General features: G+C 46.9%; 17 protein-coding genes. 7 read left to right on the plus strand and 10 right to left on the minus strand.

Annotated elements, in window-relative coordinates:
- Positions 1 to 42 precede the first annotated feature (42 nt).
- From AC1DCV_RS34040 to AC1DCV_RS34050, 3 genes are all read left to right on the plus strand, one after another.
- Positions 43 to 744 (plus strand): CDGSH iron-sulfur domain-containing protein, encoded by a 702-nt coding sequence (locus AC1DCV_RS34040; protein ID WP_477027363.1) that lies wholly within the window; start codon positions 43 to 45, stop codon positions 742 to 744.
- Between the two features lie 64 nt (positions 745 to 808).
- Complete coding sequence (locus AC1DCV_RS34045) at positions 809 to 1,513, plus strand: 3-keto-disaccharide hydrolase (protein WP_477027364.1); 705 nt, start codon at positions 809 to 811, stop codon at positions 1,511 to 1,513.
- Between the two features lies 1 nt (position 1,514).
- Positions 1,515 to 1,811 carry an isochorismate lyase gene (locus tag AC1DCV_RS34050; RefSeq protein WP_477027365.1) on the plus strand — a complete coding sequence of 99 codons (297 nt, stop codon included), beginning with the start codon at positions 1,515 to 1,517 and terminating at the stop codon, positions 1,809 to 1,811.
- A 4-nt stretch (positions 1,812 to 1,815) separates the two neighbouring features.
- Here AC1DCV_RS34050 and AC1DCV_RS34055 read toward each other — a convergent pair whose 3' ends face one another.
- The 7 genes from AC1DCV_RS34055 to AC1DCV_RS34085 all read right to left on the minus strand — a co-directional run bounded on the left by AC1DCV_RS34055 (position 1,816) and on the right by AC1DCV_RS34085 (position 8,672).
- The gene (locus AC1DCV_RS34055; RefSeq protein ID WP_477027366.1) at positions 1,816 to 2,838 is read right to left on the minus strand and encodes an MlaD family protein; all 1,023 of its coding nucleotides are present in this window, start codon (positions 2,836 to 2,838) and stop codon (positions 1,816 to 1,818) included.
- Positions 2,839 to 2,841: 3 nt separating this feature from the next.
- Positions 2,842 to 3,615 carry an ABC transporter ATP-binding protein gene (locus AC1DCV_RS34060; protein WP_477027367.1) on the minus strand — a complete coding sequence of 258 codons (774 nt, stop codon included), beginning with the start codon at positions 3,613 to 3,615 and terminating at the stop codon, positions 2,842 to 2,844.
- 3 nt (positions 3,616 to 3,618) lie between these two features.
- Entirely contained in the window at positions 3,619 to 4,413 is a 795-nt protein-coding gene (locus AC1DCV_RS34065) for an MlaE family ABC transporter permease (RefSeq protein ID WP_477027368.1), read from the minus strand.
- A 79-nt stretch (positions 4,414 to 4,492) separates the two neighbouring features.
- Positions 4,493 to 4,954, minus strand: a complete 462-nt coding sequence (locus AC1DCV_RS34070; protein ID WP_477027369.1) for a hypothetical protein — start codon at positions 4,952 to 4,954, stop codon at positions 4,493 to 4,495.
- A 170-nt stretch (positions 4,955 to 5,124) separates the two neighbouring features.
- On the minus strand, positions 5,125 to 5,697 hold the full coding sequence (locus AC1DCV_RS34075; RefSeq protein ID WP_477027370.1) for a Crp/Fnr family transcriptional regulator: 573 nt from the start codon (positions 5,695 to 5,697) through the stop codon (positions 5,125 to 5,127).
- Positions 5,698 to 5,700: 3 nt separating this feature from the next.
- The gene (locus tag AC1DCV_RS34080; RefSeq protein WP_477027371.1) at positions 5,701 to 7,758 is read right to left on the minus strand and encodes a TonB-dependent receptor; all 2,058 of its coding nucleotides are present in this window, start codon (positions 7,756 to 7,758) and stop codon (positions 5,701 to 5,703) included.
- Between the two features lie 98 nt (positions 7,759 to 7,856).
- Positions 7,857 to 8,672 carry a serine O-acetyltransferase gene (locus AC1DCV_RS34085; RefSeq protein WP_477027372.1) on the minus strand — a complete coding sequence of 272 codons (816 nt, stop codon included), beginning with the start codon at positions 8,670 to 8,672 and terminating at the stop codon, positions 7,857 to 7,859.
- A 126-nt stretch (positions 8,673 to 8,798) separates the two neighbouring features.
- Here AC1DCV_RS34085 and bla point away from each other — a divergent pair, with 126 nt between their 5' ends.
- On the plus strand, positions 8,799 to 9,515 hold the full coding sequence (bla, locus tag AC1DCV_RS34090; protein ID WP_477027373.1) for a subclass B1 metallo-beta-lactamase: 717 nt from the start codon (positions 8,799 to 8,801) through the stop codon (positions 9,513 to 9,515).
- Positions 9,516 to 9,578: 63 nt separating this feature from the next.
- Here bla and AC1DCV_RS34095 read toward each other — a convergent pair whose 3' ends face one another.
- A complete protein-coding gene (locus tag AC1DCV_RS34095; RefSeq protein ID WP_477027374.1) occupies positions 9,579 to 10,115 on the minus strand; it encodes a hypothetical protein in 537 nt (178 codons plus the stop codon).
- Between the two features lie 32 nt (positions 10,116 to 10,147).
- Positions 10,148 to 11,080, minus strand: a complete 933-nt coding sequence (locus AC1DCV_RS34100) for a hypothetical protein (protein ID WP_477027375.1) — start codon at positions 11,078 to 11,080, stop codon at positions 10,148 to 10,150.
- 395 nt (positions 11,081 to 11,475) lie between these two features.
- On the opposite strand from AC1DCV_RS34100, the gene AC1DCV_RS34105 reads away from it, so the two are divergent.
- The 3 genes from AC1DCV_RS34105 (at position 11,476) to AC1DCV_RS34115 (ending at position 16,881) form a co-directional block, all read left to right on the plus strand.
- Positions 11,476 to 13,956, plus strand: coding sequence for a YfhO family protein (locus tag AC1DCV_RS34105; protein WP_477027376.1), 2,481 nt, complete (start codon positions 11,476 to 11,478; stop codon positions 13,954 to 13,956).
- Positions 13,957 to 14,099: 143 nt separating this feature from the next.
- Positions 14,100 to 14,507, plus strand: a complete 408-nt coding sequence (locus AC1DCV_RS34110) for a hypothetical protein (RefSeq protein WP_477027377.1) — start codon at positions 14,100 to 14,102, stop codon at positions 14,505 to 14,507.
- 19 nt (positions 14,508 to 14,526) lie between these two features.
- Positions 14,527 to 16,881, plus strand: coding sequence for an ABC transporter permease (locus tag AC1DCV_RS34115; RefSeq protein ID WP_477027378.1), 2,355 nt, complete (start codon positions 14,527 to 14,529; stop codon positions 16,879 to 16,881).
- A gap of 3 nt (positions 16,882 to 16,884) precedes the next feature.
- Here the strand turns inward: AC1DCV_RS34115 and AC1DCV_RS34120 are convergent, their stop codons facing one another.
- The gene (locus AC1DCV_RS34120) at positions 16,885 to 17,400 is read right to left on the minus strand and encodes a response regulator (RefSeq protein ID WP_441578065.1); all 516 of its coding nucleotides are present in this window, start codon (positions 17,398 to 17,400) and stop codon (positions 16,885 to 16,887) included.
- Between the last annotated feature and the right edge of the window lie 169 nt (positions 17,401 to 17,569).

The raw sequence follows: 17,569 nt of genomic DNA on the forward strand, positions 1-17,569 counted from the left end.
TTTCCGGCTCCCGGTTGTTTATCCTGGTTAAACCCAGTCATCATGAAAGCAGCACCAGGCATACAGGTAAAAGTAACCCCTGACGGTCCTTACGAAGTTTCCGGCACCGTACCATTGCGATTGGAAACCATTGGTACCAATGTAAATAAGGAATCCGTGAAATGGATCCCCGGCAAGGCCTTCACGCCAACAGAACAACCCTTTTATCTTTGCAGGTGTGGACATTCCAAACACAAACCCTTTTGTGACGATACTCATCTAAAAATCCGTTTTGAAGGCACCGAAACAGCAGGACATACGGCCTATGTAGAAGATGCCGAATTGCTGGAAGGGCCGACGCTGCTGCTCACAGATGTACAGCACCTCTGTGCGTTTGCACGTTTCTGCGATCCAAACGGGCAGGTATGGAGTATGGTCAATGATTCAGATGATCCCACTGTGAAAGCACAGTTTATCAAGCAGGTAGGCGAATGTCCATCCGGCCGCCTGGTAGCCTGGGACAAGGAAACACAAACACCCATAGAACCCAAACTGGAGCCCGCCATCGGTATCATTGAAGATCCGGCCAAAGATATCAGCGGCCCCCTGTGGCTGCAAGGCGGTATCGAAGTCATAGACGCAGACGGGGTACCATATGAAGTGCGTAATCGTGTCACTTTATGCCGTTGCGGCGCCTCCGCCAACAAACCCTTCTGCGACGGTTCACATGCGTCTATGGGCTTTAAAGATGGCATAGTTCCCTAAAAAGGATATTGAATAAGGACAGGAAACTTATTATATTTAGTCCTAAATCCCGATAAGTTCCTTTATGAAAAAATTCATTTTCTCCTCCTGCATTGCTGCCACTATGCTTTGCGGTGCTGCCAACGTAAACGCGCAAACGCGCAGTTTATTCAATTTCAAGGACCTTAGCGGCTGGCATATAGATGTACCTGCCATGGACAAAGACAAAGCCGTGAGCAGTCCTTTCCTGGTGCGCAATGGTGTAGTCGTTAGTCTGGCTAACCCACAGGGGCATCTCATTACCGATGCCAGCTATGAAAACTATCGCCTGGAAGTACAATACCGTTTCCCCGCTAAACCGGGCAACTGCGGTGTACTGGTATTTGCCTCTACGCCCCGCGTATTGTATGGCATGTTCCCGAAATCAATAGAAGTGCAGCTGCAAAACCAGGATGCCGGTGATTTCTGGTGCATTGGTGAAGACATCACCGTTCCTGACATGGAAAAACGCCGCGGTCCCAAAAGTGAATGGGGCGCAGTAGATGGTAAAAAACGCCGTATCCTCAACCTCACTGATGGTTCAGAAAAACCACTGGGAGAATGGAATACCATGATCATTGAATGTGTGGGCAACGCCATTAAAGTATGGGTAAACGGCGACCTCGTTAACTACGGTACGCAGGCCACTGCCCGTAAAGGCCAGATTGCACTGCAGGCAGAAGGCGCTGAAGTGGAATTCCGTAAAGTAGACCTCACCCCAATTAAAGCGCTCTCCGAAAAAGGACATTGATATGAAGCTACCCGAAGCCTGCGAAAATATGCAGGACATACGCACCGAGATTGATGCTATTGACCATGAGGTGGTGCAGTTGCTGGGCAAACGCTTTGCTTATGTAAAAGCAGCGGCGGCATTCAAAACGAGTGCCACCGCCGTACAGGCGCCAGAGCGGTTTAAAGCCATGTTACAACAAAGAAGAGAATGGGCAACGGCTGCAGGTTTAAATGCAGACGCCATTGAAAAAATGTACAGCGACCTCGTCAAACATTTTATAGAAGAAGAAATGCAACACTGGCGGGCCAAACAATAGCCCGTCATTTTTGTGCCTGCTTTTCTGCCTTTTCTTTTTCCTGCTGTGCTTTTCTTTCACGCTTCGCCTGTTTTCTGAAATAGCCACGGAACAGGAAATTATTTCTCACGGCCATCATATTGGTATCCAGCTTTTCTGTGCTGCTTTCCAGGTTATAAATGGTGGCTTTGAAAGCATCCGCCAGCAATGTGTCCTGTAGCAACATGCCTATAGGCGCATTGTGGTTGGCCATGTCGGCTTTGATGCCGGCGCTGGTAGCCTGCAGATCCAATACCGTTTTATTGGCATTATCAGCTACATTATTCATTTGCGCCACTGCTGCACGCAAATTTGAAAACACCATCGTATCCGTGACCAGGTCATTTGATAATACACCTTTCGTTTGCAGTTTGGAAGCGTATAACGACAAGGCGCTGGTCAGCCGCCGGGTATTGATCACGGCATCGTTCAAACCCGCCATGGTGGAATTCAGATTCTTGTAAACGGAATCATCTGTGAGTAATTTACCCAGCGTACCTTTTCCGTCTACCATTCCTTTGGTGATGACTTTGAGGTTATCTGTAATTTCTACCAGGCTTTTATTATTTACCTGCAGGGTGTTCATGATTTCTTCTGTACTTAATCCACTGCCAACATGGAGCTGGTCACCATCTTCAACCACCGGTACATTCGGGGTGCCACCGGACAACATCACGATCTTATTACCCATTAAACCTTCGGAACTGATACGCGCCTCCACATCTTTATGGATAAACTCCTGTGAGCTCTGATCAATATTCATCACTACGAGGATTGCGTTTGTTCTCACAAAGCTGATTTTTTTCACCGTACCTATTTTCACCCCGGAATACAGGATGTTCCGGCCCACAGCCAAACCATTCACATCTTTAAATATCGCTTTTACCTGGACAGATTTATTAAATAATTTTTGTTGTTTGCCAAGCATCATGACCGCCGTCACAAAAATTGCCAACCCCAGGAATACAAAGATGCCTACAATGACTGCGCGTTTTTTTCCTGCTTCCATAGCTTATTGTATAAAATTATAGTCGTAAAAACTTTTTATCAATCCTTCCTTTTCGTTGAATACTTCGTCAAAAGTTCCCTGCCGTATAAACTTCCCTTCATCCATTACGGCCACCCGATCGCCTACTTCTTTTGCACAGGTAAGATCATGGGTGATGATAATGGAGCTGGTATTGAACCTTTCCTTCACCGCAATAATCAGCTTATTCAGTTCCATACTGGTAATAGGATCCAATCCTGCAGTGGGTTCGTCATACAACATGATTTCGGGTCGCAGGATGAGCGTCCGGCCAATACCAATACGTTTTTTTTGCCCACCGGATAATTCTGAAGGCAACTGGTTAATCGTATCCGGTAATCCGATGGCATCGAGTACAATGTCGATGGTCTTCCGGATCTGATCTTTGGTGAGGTTCCGGTTATTCCGTTTCAGGGGAAATGCCAGGTTCTCACCTACTGTCATACTATCATAAAGGGCGCTGCTTTGAAAAGAGAACCCCACTTTTAGTCGCAGGGCGCGCAAATCCACATCTTTCAGTTGATCTACTTCTTCCCCCAACACATTGACCGTACCGGCATCCGGTCTTAATAACCCGATAATAATTTTTATCAGCACAGACTTCCCCGTACCGGAACGGCCCAGTACCACCACGTTTTCACCCTTATGCAGGTCCAGGTCTATGCCCTGCAATACATGCTTTTCTCCAAACGACTTATACAGATCACGTATTTTGATCACTGTTTCATTCATGTCGATATGATGCCCGTTTTCTTTCATATACTATCGGATAGAATTAAACACGTGAACAATAATGACTTCTTCAATAAATATCAGGAACATGGAAACAATCACGGAAACGTTGGCGGCCTTACCTACCCCCATTGTTCCCTGGGAAGCATTCCATCCCTGGTAACAACTCACAATACCGATAGTAAAACCATAAAGGATTGCTTTGGTTAACGCGGTGGCATAATCCAGGAAGGTGATTTGGGCGAAGGCATTATCAAAAAAGGATACCAGGCTGGTTTGTTCATGGGCATGTACATCAAAATAAGATCCCAGACAGCCAATCAGGGCGTTGTAGAACATAAGCAGTGGTAAACATATGGTCATTGCCGTTACCCGGGTAACGATCAGGTAACGGAAAGGGTTGATGGCGGATACCTCCATAGCATCAATCTGCTCGGTAACTTTCATGGAGCCCAGCTCGGCGCCGATACTGGATCCTACCTTACCGGCACAGATCAGGGCAGCAATCAGCGGAGCCAATGCCCGTACAACAGCAATGGCCACCAGGGAAGGTAGCCATGCCGTAACGCCAAATTCTGATAAGGTAGGGCGCGACTGTTCCGTGAACACCACACCTGTAATAAACCCTGTTACCGTAACAAGGGCCAGTGACTTATATCCCACCTGGTAACACTGCCGTACAAACTCACCCCATTCTATGGGAGGCCGGAAAGCCTCTCTGAAGAAACGAGCTATAAAGACGGATATATTATAAAAGTTGATAAAAAATCCATCAATTTTGGCGGTAATAACCGGCTTATCCTGTTTTCCGTTGGTAGAATTCATCTGTATGTAAAATGCTTACACACTAATTACAATTCTATGCCGCTTTTGTTAACGATCGCGATGAATATGTCAGCCCCCGCTATGAAAGCGGATCTATTTCCAGAGGTACACTCATTGTCCAGCATTCGGTTATTTTGCCGTCGTCAAATCTGAGGATGTCAGTTCCCACTACGGTAAATTCCTTCCCCACTATATCGCCCGCCTTACCGGTCAATCCCGCAAATACACCGCGGGCCTTCCAGTAACAAGTCACCGTTTGGGCAGTTACGTCTACAAAAGGACCAGCATGAGTAGCATATACCAGCTTTGCATACCTGCTTCTTACCCGAACCACCCACTTCTCCACTTCTACGGCATTACGCAGTGTGGCCGGATCGGCGGTGAGCGTATTGGAAAGATGCGCATAAAATCCGTCTGCGATAATATCGTGGGCGAGCGGCAAGTCACCATTCCACATGGTGGTCCAGCTATCCCATAAAGCGCGACCTGTTTCTATTGTTTCGTTGATGTTAATGGCGTTGGTAGCGGTAGTTGTTTGCATGATGTATCTTTTTTTATTTGTTTACACAAAGAAACAACCGTGGAGAGGAGTAAAAAATAAGGTAGATTAAGAAAAGCTTTTAGCCGTTAGCTTTTAGCTTTTAGGCAAATGCAGCGGAGAGCATATAGTATTTTATCCGCTGCATTTGCCTAAAAGCTAACTGCTAAAAGCTAACAGCTTCTCCGCATTCCGCTGTAAAACTCGGGGGTAACCCCGAGATAAGACGCTATATACTTACCGGCTATACGTTGTTCCAGTCCGGGATATGTTTGGGTAAACTGCTTGTACCGGTCTTCCGCCTTACGGGAAAGGTTGCCGGCTACGCGGTTTTGGTGAATGACAAAGGCATTCTGGAACAGCATCCTGAAAAAGCGTTCAAATTTAGGAACGCGGATGAACAGGGTATCTATATCTGTTTTAGTGATTTGTACGACCGTGGTAGGTTCTAATGCATCTATATTATAGGTAGCTGGTTTTTCTGCAAGGAAACTATAGAGGTCACCGGCCCACCAGTCTTCCGGGCCAAACATCACAATATGTTCCCGCCCTGATTCATCAATGCTGTAAGTCCGCAGGCAGCCACTCACCACATAGGTCTGATGACGGGATACTTCTCCTTCCCGGAGCAGGAGTTCTTTCCGCCGCAGCGTTTTCTCCTGTAGCAGTGAACAGAAAAAGTTCGTTTCTGTGGCGTCCAGGACGATGTGTTTGGCGAGGTTCGTCAGAATAGCTGCTTCGTACATAAATTATAATTGCATGCTGATGCCACCGAAATAGTTTCTGCCGGGGGCCGGGTTATAATATCGGCCACCTACGGCATTGAGGTCGTTACCCAGACTATACTTTACATTGAGCAGGTTGTCGGCGCCTGCACGTAAGGACAAAGCATAGCGGGTATGCAGGGGTAGTTTCCAGTTTACATTGGCCTGCAGCAGGTGATAGCTGCCGGCATATACGCTGTTGCCATCGTCCAGCGGAATGCGGCTGGTGAATGTATGCTGAATATACAGTGAGATACTCGCCGGCAACTGCCATAACAAACTGCTCACGAGTACATGTTGCGGTACCCCGGTTAGCCGGTTGCCGGAGTAATTTTTTGTACCGCTGATATAATCCCTGAATTTAAAATCGCTGAACGTATATCCTTCCTGCCATTTAATGCCCCGCAACACGCCCTGTGTACGCGGTTTCATGATCCACCACATGCCCTGCAACTCGATGCCTTTCTGTGTTACCCCACCAGCATTGACAAAATAATCATTGCCATTCGCATCCTGTCGCTTAACGATGGCATTTTGCATGCGGTAATAAAAGAAGGCGGCATCCAGCATGGCCCTGCCCCTGCGGGTAGCGGCACGCACACCAGCCTCATAGTTCCAGCCGGTTTCCGGCTGCAATGAAGTATTAATAACGTTGTTGGATGCACGAACTTCGGCTGTGGCCGGTGGTGAGTACCCTCTGCTCACCGTTAAACGACCGGTTACCTGTGGTGTAAACAGGTACGACATCGATAAACGCGGCATCAGCTGTGGTGTAAAATGAATATTCGTGTGTCCATTACTGTTATAACTATATCCGTAATAGTTTAAACTGGCAGCAGCCTCCAACGTGAAATTGTTGATGGTCGCGTGAAAGCGGCTAAAGAAAAAGTACTGCCGGGCATTCAGCTTATCGGCGGCCATCACCGTATCTCTTTTTCCGCCACGGTTACCATAATTAATGACATCGGTAACAGTTTGTTGCCACTCCACGCCGTTCAGCCATTTCCATTGCAGGATACTATGCTGCTGCGGATTGTTGACCCATTGCAGATAGGTCCGGAAGCCCGCAGTATTTTCATCCCTGGCTTCATAGTTCGTAAGAAACGGATTTTCGAAATGGGTATTGGCGCCAAACACGGACAATACATGTTGCAGTCTTGGCGTAAACTGTGCTTCATGGATCAGTCCTCCCTGGAAAGTACGGTTATAGATGCCCGCCTTTAGAGCGATGGCGCCGGCGTTGGTAGGTGTAGCTGGCCGGGCAGCACGGGGATTGGCATGGAGCTGTGCCAGGTCCAGTCCACCCGGTGTGAGGTAAGACAAGTCCGAATAAAATGCCAGCAGCTTCAGGGCATACCCCGGTTTGTACTCCCAGCGCTGGGTAGTTTGGGTATAAGATCTTTTCATGGCGGTATTCTGGCGGTAGCCATCTGCCCGCTGGTATCCCTGGAATACTTGTAGCTGGTAGTTCTTCCATTGTTGCTGCCAGCCGATGCTGCCGTGAAAAAGTCCGTAGCTGCCTCCCTGCAGATTTACCTGCAGGTGATGTGTATCACTGGGCAATGGCGCCAGGTCCAGGCGAACCACTCCACCGGAGTTAGCGCCAAACAGGCTACCATCAGGCCCTTTCAGTACTTCTGCCCTGCTGATAGCATCCGGATCTACCAGGTTGAGATAAGTATTGCCCCCTGCATCGGTCAGCGGGATATCATCTGCATAAATTTTAATATTGCGGATACCAAAAGGAGAACGGAGTAAACTACCTCTGATGGATAAACGATAACTACCGGGTGACCTTTCTTCCATACGTATACCCGGCACCGTATTAAAAGCCGGCAACAGGGAAGCGCCCTGTTGTAGCTGCATATCGGCGGGCGACAGTACACTCACGGCGGTGGGTATACGTTGCAGCGATGCCTTTGAAAAATAAGATTGAACAACGACTTCCGGTAATTGCTGTAGCGTATCTTCCTGTGCCTGCAATTTGTTAGTCATCAATAACATGGTTAATAAAACGCCTACCGGTAAAATTCTGATTCGCATGTCAGTATAAGTTCTTCTGCCGCCGTTGTGGCGGTCAGCCTGGAGGGCTTAATATAGAAATATTTCTGCGAATTGCACCGGTATTTGTGTGGAGCGCCCTATACGCCTGTTTTTGTGGTAATTCTCACCTGGTGGGTATTAAATACCTGGGAAAAAGGAGGAACACTCTTCGTAATAAACACGCTGCCGCCAATGATACTGCTTTTCCCTATGACGGTATTGCCACCCAGAATGGTGCTGCGGGCATAAATAATCACATCATCCTCTACGGTGGGATGTCTTTTTACATCAGATAATTCCTTGGTAACATGCAGTGCTCCCAGGGTAACGCCCTGGTAAATGACTACATTGGAACCAATGATGGTGGTGGCTCCTATCACAATGCCGGTGCCGTGATCAATAATAAATGGTACATCAATACTGGCATTGGGATGAATATCGATGCCTGTTTTGCCATGCGCATATTCGCTGATAATACGGGGCAATATCGGTATGTCCAACCGGGTGAGTTTATGCGCAATCCGGTAAACGGTGATCGCATAAAAACCGGGATAGGAAACAATTACTTCATTTACGCTGGTAGCTGCCGGATCATATTCATGAATTTTGGCCGCATCCTGACGCAGGTGCTGATAAATGGTTCCCAGGGAGTTATAGAAGGCGTGTACAATATCTTCTATAGGTACTTCCCGCGGATCCAGGTAGCTGAGCAGGATATTTTCCAGGTCTATCTGGTTCTTTTTCAGAATGCCTTCATAGGAAGTTTGTTTGGGAAGATGATTGCCGGGAAACAGAAAACCGACCAGATCATTCAGCCAGGTGATGGCATCCTGCGCAGCAGGCGTAGCCTCCCACTCTGCATGATGCGTTTTACGCAACAGGTTTATTAATGACTGTGTATGACGACTATCCAAAACACTTGATTTCAGGGTAAGATATGAATAATCTACTAATTTAGTAGGATAATGTTTTTCCGGGTAAAAATTAAAAATTGGGGCGGTTCATTAATGCATTAATTTTGCCGTATATTATTGGAAATCATGAAGAATCTACTCTCATTTATTTGTTGCCTGTTGTGCTCCTTTGCTGTTTTCGCACAGGACACATCCTTCCGGATTCACCCTACCCGCCTGACCGGAAATGTTTATGTGGATGTATCTTATGGCGAATACAAAGGCGCCGCAGTTCCTGCCAACGGGTTGTATATTGTTACCGGCAAAGGCATCGTTCTGATCAACACTCCCTGGAGTGAGGACCAAACCAGGCAACTGGTGGATACCCTGGAAAAACAATACCATCAGAAAATCACACATTGCATTGTAACGCATTTTCATGCCGACTGCACTGCAGGATTGGATGTATTGAAGCAGCTGGGTGTTAAAACCTACAGCACGCAGCAAACATTGGATCTGTGTAAAGCAAAAGGAGAAAAAGAAGCGCAGTATGTTTTCAGGAAGGACACCACATTTAACATCCACGGTGTAGCCCTGCAAACTTATTATCCCGGCGAAGGACATACCAAAGACAATATCGTCATCTGGCTGCCACAATCAAAAGTATTATATGGTGGTTGCTTTGTCAAAAGCCTGGAGGCCACTAATATGGGCTTCACCGGTGATGGTAATATTAAAGAATATCCGGCTTCCCTGAAACGGTTAAAGCGCAAATTTCCGCATCCGGCTTACCTGATTCCCGGCCACGATGGCTGGAAAGGCGGTATGGAACAGGTGGATCATTCGTTGCAACTGCTGAAGTAATACTTATATAAAAAAGGGGCAAAGTAAGTTTTCATATCAACTCACTTTGCCCCCTTCAATATTTTATTTAGACGATACGACCTTCCATTTCTTGTCGCCCAGCTGTTTTTCAACCAGTACCACCAGATCCATCATACCGTTGGTTCCCTTTACGATAACATGAATTTCCGCACTGCCTTCCGTTCCGGCAGCACTGGTACTTGTAGAAATACCTCCTGCCGGCATCAGTACAAAAGTTTGAGGGCCTCCTAACGTAGTCATTATCCACTTATCATTACGAAGATGTTCTTTGGTAGCAATCCAGCTATCAGAGTTTAAAATGGCGATACTCATCACCAACTGTATCACCGCTACAAAACACAACAGCCCCACTCCAATTTTTAAAGGGGTGGCTTTACTTCCTTCCTTCTTCCTGATTTTAATGATCTCCAGCAATGCTAATATGCCACCTGCTAATAAAACCTCCCATCCTATGGGCAGGCTTTCCCAAAAGAAATACAGATGCAGGCCCCGGCACAGGTAGCCATAGCCAATTAATGCAGCCGCCATTGTCAGTACAGTTCTTGTGTAAATACTCAGCAGGTTCCATTTCTTTAACATAGGTCAGGTATTAAAAAATTTGGTCGAAGGTATTAATCTAAACGGATGATCGCGCTATCCTGCTCTCCTTTATTTTCAAACCACACCATGATCTTGCCGGACTTTATCTTTTTAATAAAACCAGAAAAGTTCTCCCGGGAGGCTGCCGCATCTCCGCCAATGACCTTATCCTGTAAACCGAAAAGTCCGTATTCACTATCCGTCATCGGTAAATCCGGGAGTTGCCAGTCCCATATAGGGAAGCGGTACAGTACCTCCCACTGATGATTGCGATAGGTCATCAGGGTACAATGATTCAAACTGGACCAGTCTGCCAGATCTACTACATAAGACAATTCATCGGTGCCATCACCATTTAAGTCGCCCTCATTCTTCAGCCACGACAACCCAAACATTAATCCACTTCCGATTTGCAGGGTATCTATCTTACTGTTACTGCAGCTCACAAAGGAGAATGGAGATTGATGATCGTTTAATTTTACCATCAGATCATAGTCCAGGTCCTTATAATACTTATTGGTTTCCAGGTGATCAATGTTGCTGAAAAAATGTTCGGTAAGGGTATCGGCTAGTCCGTCACCATCGAAGTCACCCTGTAAAACGAGGCGGGAGCCCATGATAGGAACCAGGCAGCTGTCCGGGCTGCCCACAGCCGGCCAGGGCGTCCATTTGGAGATCATGGCAGCTAAGGAGGAAGTAGTATTCCAGGTATCAGTAGCCTCACTCAGTGCCGCAGGTTCTGTGTCTACGGGCGTATCCTCAGGTGTATTCTCCGCGTTACTGACAGAAACGTGAACAGGCGCACTCCTTTCCAGGTTCATGACCACAGGAAGCGGCTCTCCGGGTTTAATTGGTGTTGCTGACACATTGGTTGGAGGAGTTTTTTCCCCGGGTGTTTTAACAGGCTGTTTGCAGGCAATAGCCAGAAAGAGTGCAGTTAATAATATAAAAAGGATACGTTTCATGCAGGCGTCACTGATGTTTAAAGGTAATTGTTGCGGTTAGGTAATTCAATAGCACTTTACTGCCATCCTGGTTTGCAACGCTAAAAAACCACTCGCTTACTTATATATTTTAATATATTTACCCGCTAATTTGTAAACGAAGCGTGTGCCCCGAAAATGAGACACGCTTTTTTTATGAATCCAGATGTCAATGACGAATACTTAAAACTCATGAAAAAGAAACTTGTGTTGCACTAAGTGAGTCGTAAGAAAAGACATACCCACTTTAAAAAAGAAGTGTATTTCACTTAAAGCTTTACTTCAGGTATACTTAAAGCTTTACTTTAAACGAGGGGCATTTTTCATTAGAATACACTTCAGGTAACCCGATTAAACAAAAAGAAAATCAAGTAGATATGAAATCAAACTGGCTGAAGGCTTTTATACCACATTTTGCTGCCTTATTGATATTTGTAACCCTGGCTTTAGTATTTTGTAGTCCCGTCTTAGATGGCAAACAATTGTTTCAATCGGACATGATGCATTTTCAGGGCATGTCAAAAGAGGCGGCCGATTATTATAAAGCGACCGGTGATTTACCGATGTGGACCAACAGCATGTTTGGCGGTATGCCCTCTTATGTCATCTTCACCGGTCCCTCTACCAACAAAGTTGGGATGGTAAATAAACTGCTGACGCTTTGGTTACCCAACCCGGCAGATATGCTTTTTGTGCTGATGATGGGCATGTATGTGTTCCTATCGGTAGTGAATATACGCTACTGGATAAGTATCATGGGCGCCATCGCCTATGGCTTTGCCACTTTCACGGTAGTCAGCATGGATGCGGGGCATATCACCAAGGTAATGAGCATGGCCTATATGGCGCCGGTGCTGGCAGGCATGATCCTTGCCTACCGCGGGCGCTATGTTGCGGGCGCCTGTCTTACTGCACTCGCTGCAGCCGTACAGATCTATAACAATCACCCCCAGATCACTTATTACACGCTTATCATGGCTATCTGCCTTGCAGTGGCTGCTGGTATTAATGCTTTCCGGGAGAAGCAACTCCCTGCTTTTTTCAAAGCATCGGTATTGCTGGCCATTGCCGGCGTAATGGCGGTATTGCCTGCGATGGATAACCTGCTCATCATGAAAGAGTATACGAAGTATACCATCCGGGGCAGCCAGTCTGAGTTAACACTGAACCAGCAGGACAAGGATCATAAAAAATCCGGTGGACTCGACATTGACTACGCTTTCCAATGGAGCTATGGCAAAGGAGAAACCTTCACACTATTGCTTCCCCACCTGGTAGGCGGTTCTACCAGCGAAAAACTATCGACCGGATCACATACCTATAAAGCACTCACCGAAATTGGTGTACCTCCCGCTAAAGCGGAAGATGCAGTGAACACCGCCAGCTGGCAGTTATACTGGGGTGGACAGCCATTTACTTCTGGCCCGGCCTATATAGGTGCTATTATCTGTTTCCTGTTTGTACTATCACTGCTCATCATTAAAAGCTGGCATAAGTGGTGGCTGGTGGCTGCTACTGTGATCGGTATTGTACTCAGCTGGGGATCCAATTTCCCGGAGCTCAATAACTTCCTGTTTTATCATTTGCCTTTGTATAGTAAGTTCCGGGCTCCTACCATGGCGCTGGTGATTCCACAGGTGAGCATGGTCATACTGGCCTGCTGGGCCTTGCAGGAGTTGATCTATGGCGATTTACCCAAAGCGTTTTTACAGCAGCACCTGAAGATGGCGTTGTTTGTCACCAGCGGACTGGTAATACTACTTGCATTGGCGGGCAGTGTACTGTATCCTTTCAGCGGTCCGGCCGATAGTGCTCTCCTTTCCCGTTATGCGCAGATGCTCGGAGGTGAAATCCCCGCAGCCAAACTGTTGGGCGCTCTGAAACAGGATCGCAGCGCGATATTAAGAGCAGATGGCATACGCGCACTCATATTAATATTGATTGCCTTTGCAGCCATGTGGTATTTCCTGAAAGGGAAATTAAAAGCGGGACTGGCAGTGGGCATCATCGCGGTAGCTGTATTGTTTGACCTCTTTCAGCTGGATAAAAGCTACATGAATGAAAACAACTTCAGTGAAGCACCCCTTGCGGAATACGTTTCCCCGTCCCCTACAGATGAACAGATCTTACAGGATAAGGATCCTTATTACCGCGTGATCAATCTCACCACCAATCCCTTCCTGGATGCGAACACCTCCTACTTTCACAAATCGGTAGGCGGACAAAGTCCCGCCAAGCTCTGGATCTACGAAGACCTGATTGAACATCAGCTCACGAAAAACAATATGGCGGTGTTTAATATGCTCAATACCAAATACTTTATTGTACCGGACCGGCAGTCCGGACAACCTGCGGTACAACGTAATCCCGGCGCCTTGGGCAATGCATGGTTTGTAAAAGCTATCAACTGGGTGCCTGATGCGAATACGGAAATGAGTACACTGGATCATTTTAATCCAAAGGATACCGTTATCATCGATAAACGTTTTCAGCCCATCACCGGCAGCTTCACACCTGCAGCGGATAGCAGCGCGCAGATAGCATTAACCAAATACGGCCTTAACCAATTACAATTTACAGCACAAAACAGCGGCGAAGGACTGGCGGTATTCTCCGACATCTATTATCCTGCCGGATGGAAGGCCTATATCGATGGGAAGGAAACAGCGATCATCCGGGTGAACTATGCCCTGCGTGGACTCAAAGTCCCCGCGGGCAAACACGATATCACATTTAAATTTGAACCGGCTACTTTCTTCCTCGGAAGAAAAATATCCGCCATATCCTCGCTGATATTATTGATCGGCGTGGCCATCGGACTTATATGGAGTGGTTGGAAATCTGTCGTACAGAAATAACAGGACAAGATAAAGACGAACCGGATGTTAAACAAAACATGTGTGCTTTCGTCCCATATAATAATCGTTCTGTCACATTTAGGTGAAATGCGCCACTGCTTTGTGTAATTTTTGGATAGTTACTGATTCCAAAATCACATCGCATGAAAATCATATTTACCCTTCTCGTTGCTTCCTTCTCCTTGCTATTACTCAGCCATTGCAGGGAAGAAGGAGGCACAATGAAGGCTTACTTCTGGACACGCCACCAAAGCAACGGTCCCTACTTCCTATATATCAACGATAGCTTACAAGGCACGCTCCCTTACCTTGAAAAAGCACCCAAATGCGGAGAAGATAACCTGGATAAAAAGGCGCGCTTCGTACTGCTCACCTCCCGCACACATATTATTGAAGTCAGGGATCAGCAAGGCAATATTAAGTTCTGGGAAAAATACGGGCTGAAAAAAAACGCGAACAATATATCACTGAGCATCGCTATCAAAAGTGCTAATGGCACTAATCACCGTGATGCATCCGGCGATTGTACGATAGAAGAAATCGGTTTTTAATCTCCCTCAACTGTTTTCTATGTTCAAAAATTACTTCAGACATGGCTGGAGAAATCTCCTGAAAAACAAATTATCTACCCTTATCAATATTGGTGGGCTCTCCATCGGTTTAGCTACCGGCATCATTATCCTGCTCTGGATCAATGATGAATTTAGTTTTGATACGTTCCATAAAAACAGCGCCGACATTTTCAGGATAATGGAAAACCGGCAGCGGGGAGGTTCCTGGAGCACCAGCGATAATACGCAGGGACCACTGATGAAAAAGTTAAAACTGGACCTGCCGGAAATAAAATATGCTTCCCGTAGCGCCTTCGGCGGGCAGCAGCTGGTACTTGCCGGTAACAAGAGCATCTACCAGCAAAGTATATATACCGATCCCGACTACTTCAACATCTTTACTTACCCTGCCATCAGCGGCGATCCGGTAGCAGCGCTACGGGAACCCGGTAACGTAGTACTCACACAAAGCGCCGCCAGCCGGCTATTTGGCGAGCTGGATCCTATGGGTAAAATCATCCGGCATAATAGTCTGCATGACCTCAAAGTAGCGGCGGTGATCCGCGATGTGCCCCCTAACAGTACCACCAAATTTGATATCATCCTCCCCTTCCGTCTTTATGAACTGGAGAACGTAGACTGGATAGATAAGTGGGATAATTACCGGCTCTCCACCTGGGCACAGCTGCAACCGGGCAGCAGTCTTGCCGGCTTTAACAACAAACTGAAGCAGGTGTCCAGACAAACCACCAGTGAAAATGATAAGACCAGCTATTTATTCGCCTACCCATTTGCAGCACTGCATATGCATGGTGGTTTTAAGAATGGGCAGCCGGATGGCGGTCGTATCGAGATTATGATGTTGCTGGGCACTATCGGACTGTTTATTTTATTGATTGCCTGCATCAATTTCATGAATCTTTCCACCGCCCGCTCAGAGCGCCGTGCCCGCGAAGTGGGCGTACGCAAGGCTTTGGGCGCTTCCAGGCGCACTATCATCCTGCAATTCCTGACGGAGGCACTCCTCATTACCTTTCTGGCGATGCTGCTGGGTATCCTGCTGGCGAAGCTGGCTATCCCGGGATTGAATCGTATTTCAGGCCGGAGTGTTTCCTTTAGTTTCGGCAACTGGAAAATTTTGTCAGGCTTGTTATTGCTGACMCTATTCACCGGCCTGGTGGCAGGTAGCTATCCTGCTTTTTTCCTCAGCAGCTTCCAACCGGTAAAAGTGTTGAAGGGCGTTGTTGCCAACCAGCATGGCGGTGGCTTCTTCCGGAAAAGCCTCGTGACTTTTCAGTTCGTGATCTCTATTTTTCTCATTATTACTACCATCGTTATCTACAAACAACTGCAGCATGGAGAAAACAGACCACTGGGATATAACCAGGATAACCTGCTGGAAATACCTGCCCGTGGCGACATGAGCAACAAGTTTAAAGTGGTGCGGGAAGACCTGTTAAGGATTCCGGAAATCGAAAGTGTATCTGCCGGATCAGACGACCTCTTAGGGTTTGGCGGCGCCACTGATGGCGTGCAATGGCCCGGAAAAACGCCTGACCAGAACTTCCCCATCACCATTACCTGGGTACAATACGACTGGGTAAAAACAGGTGGGCTGCAACTGGCTGCCGGACGCGATTTCAGCGCAGACTATGGCAGCGATTCTATCGGCTGCCTGGTAAATGAAGCCGCCGTAAAAAAAATGGGATTGAAAGAACCCATCATCGGTACACTGTTGGGTACCAATCCTATTATTGGCGTTGTTAAAGATTTTGTGTCCAATGACCCCTACAAAACTCCCGGTCCTATGGTTGTATACCTGGGTACCGGCGCTATGGGTCATTTCTTTGTAAGGCTACGAAAAACGGATAATCCGCAAACGGCGCTGACTAAAATTGAGGCAGCCATAAAAAAGAGCAATCCTGAATTTCCATTTGAATTTCACTTTACAAAAGAAGCCTATCAGCAAAAATTTACGGGGCTCAGGTCTTCCGGATTTATGCTGAACTGGACAGGCGGTCTGGCCATCCTGATCTCCTGCCTGGGATTATTTGGACTCTCCTCTTTCCTGGCTGAACGGCGCACGAAAGAAATAGGCATTCGCAAAATCATGGGCGCCAGCGCAGGCAGGATATGGTTTATGCTGGCACAGGAGTTTCTGAAACCCGTTTTCATCGCTTTTCTCATTACCATACCTATCGCCGTGTTAACGATGCAACAGGCGTTGAAAGGTATCGACTACCGTATTGAATTGCAATGGTGGATCTTCCTGGCAGCCGGGATATTAACGGTGATGATTGCGATCGCCACCATCAGCTACCAGGGCATTAAAGCAGCAGGTGCAAATCCCGTGAAGGCATTACAAATGGAATAAGCGTCAGGGATGGGTCAGTAAATGCTCGGGAGCTTCCAGCAGCGATTGTGTTTGCAGGAATACTTCCTTCATCTTCAACTTAAAGCGCGTAGCGGCAGATAGTTCGTCCGGCACCACTGTTTCAAGCAGCTCACTCTGGAAGAGCACTTTCAGGTTCTCTTTCAGCTTATGCAGATTTTCCTGCTTGGCCAAACCAGCCGCAAAGCCGGCCTCCCGGATCGCTTGCTGCTGTGCAGGCTCAAACGATGCGGCATACCAGATTAATGGCACCTGTTTCAGGCGCTTCATTTTTCTGAGTTCACGCAAAAATGAAATGGCTTCGTCTGAAGGTTGCAGGCTGTCTAAAAAAATGTAATCCGGTGTAAAGCCGGATTGCTTTTTTAAATACTCCAATGCCCTTGTCGTATTATCCTGGGCAATACAAGCTTTGCTGATATTTAAAAGATCCAGTGCAAGATAAAACTGGTTACGCCGGTCGCGGTCCGGGTCAATTAATAAGGAGGTTAATTTTTCTCTCATTGCAGGGCAGTTTAATGGCAGGAAAAAATTCAGTAACAACAATCTCTTGAAAACAAGCGATAGAAAATTTTTGTTCTTCTGCTGCAATATTACACCCGGAAATGTTCCTGAAAAAATTKGATAGCTACAATACACCGGGATCTTTCAAAAAACACCAATAATTAACAAA

The sequence above is a fragment of the Chitinophaga sp. 10T418 genome, assembly GCF_056394125.1.

Coding starts and splice junctions, on each gene's coding strand:
- AC1DCV_RS34120 (WP_441578065.1), bottom strand. CDS start 17,400: ATGAGAGAAAAATTAACCTCCTTATTAATTGACCCGGACCGCGACCGG.
- AC1DCV_RS34055 (WP_477027366.1), bottom strand. CDS start 2,838: ATGGAAGCAGGAAAAAAACGCGCAGTCATTGTAGGCATCTTTGTATTC.
- AC1DCV_RS34045 (WP_477027364.1), top strand. CDS start 809: ATGAAAAAATTCATTTTCTCCTCCTGCATTGCTGCCACTATGCTTTGC.
- AC1DCV_RS34105 (WP_477027376.1), top strand. CDS start 11,476: ATGAAATCAAACTGGCTGAAGGCTTTTATACCACATTTTGCTGCCTTA.
- bla (WP_477027373.1), top strand. CDS start 8,799: ATGAAGAATCTACTCTCATTTATTTGTTGCCTGTTGTGCTCCTTTGCT.
- AC1DCV_RS34065 (WP_477027368.1), bottom strand. CDS start 4,413: ATGAATTCTACCAACGGAAAACAGGATAAGCCGGTTATTACCGCCAAA.
- AC1DCV_RS34080 (WP_477027371.1), bottom strand. CDS start 7,758: ATGCGAATCAGAATTTTACCGGTAGGCGTTTTATTAACCATGTTATTG.
- AC1DCV_RS34075 (WP_477027370.1), bottom strand. CDS start 5,697: ATGTACGAAGCAGCTATTCTGACGAACCTCGCCAAACACATCGTCCTG.
- AC1DCV_RS34100 (WP_477027375.1), bottom strand. CDS start 11,080: ATGAAACGTATCCTTTTTATATTATTAACTGCACTCTTTCTGGCTATT.
- AC1DCV_RS34095 (WP_477027374.1), bottom strand. CDS start 10,115: ATGTTAAAGAAATGGAACCTGCTGAGTATTTACACAAGAACTGTACTG.
- AC1DCV_RS34040 (WP_477027363.1), top strand. CDS start 43: ATGAAAGCAGCACCAGGCATACAGGTAAAAGTAACCCCTGACGGTCCT.
- AC1DCV_RS34060 (WP_477027367.1), bottom strand. CDS start 3,615: ATGAAAGAAAACGGGCATCATATCGACATGAATGAAACAGTGATCAAA.
- AC1DCV_RS34050 (WP_477027365.1), top strand. CDS start 1,515: ATGAAGCTACCCGAAGCCTGCGAAAATATGCAGGACATACGCACCGAG.
- AC1DCV_RS34070 (WP_477027369.1), bottom strand. CDS start 4,954: ATGCAAACAACTACCGCTACCAACGCCATTAACATCAACGAAACAATA.
- AC1DCV_RS34110 (WP_477027377.1), top strand. CDS start 14,100: ATGAAAATCATATTTACCCTTCTCGTTGCTTCCTTCTCCTTGCTATTA.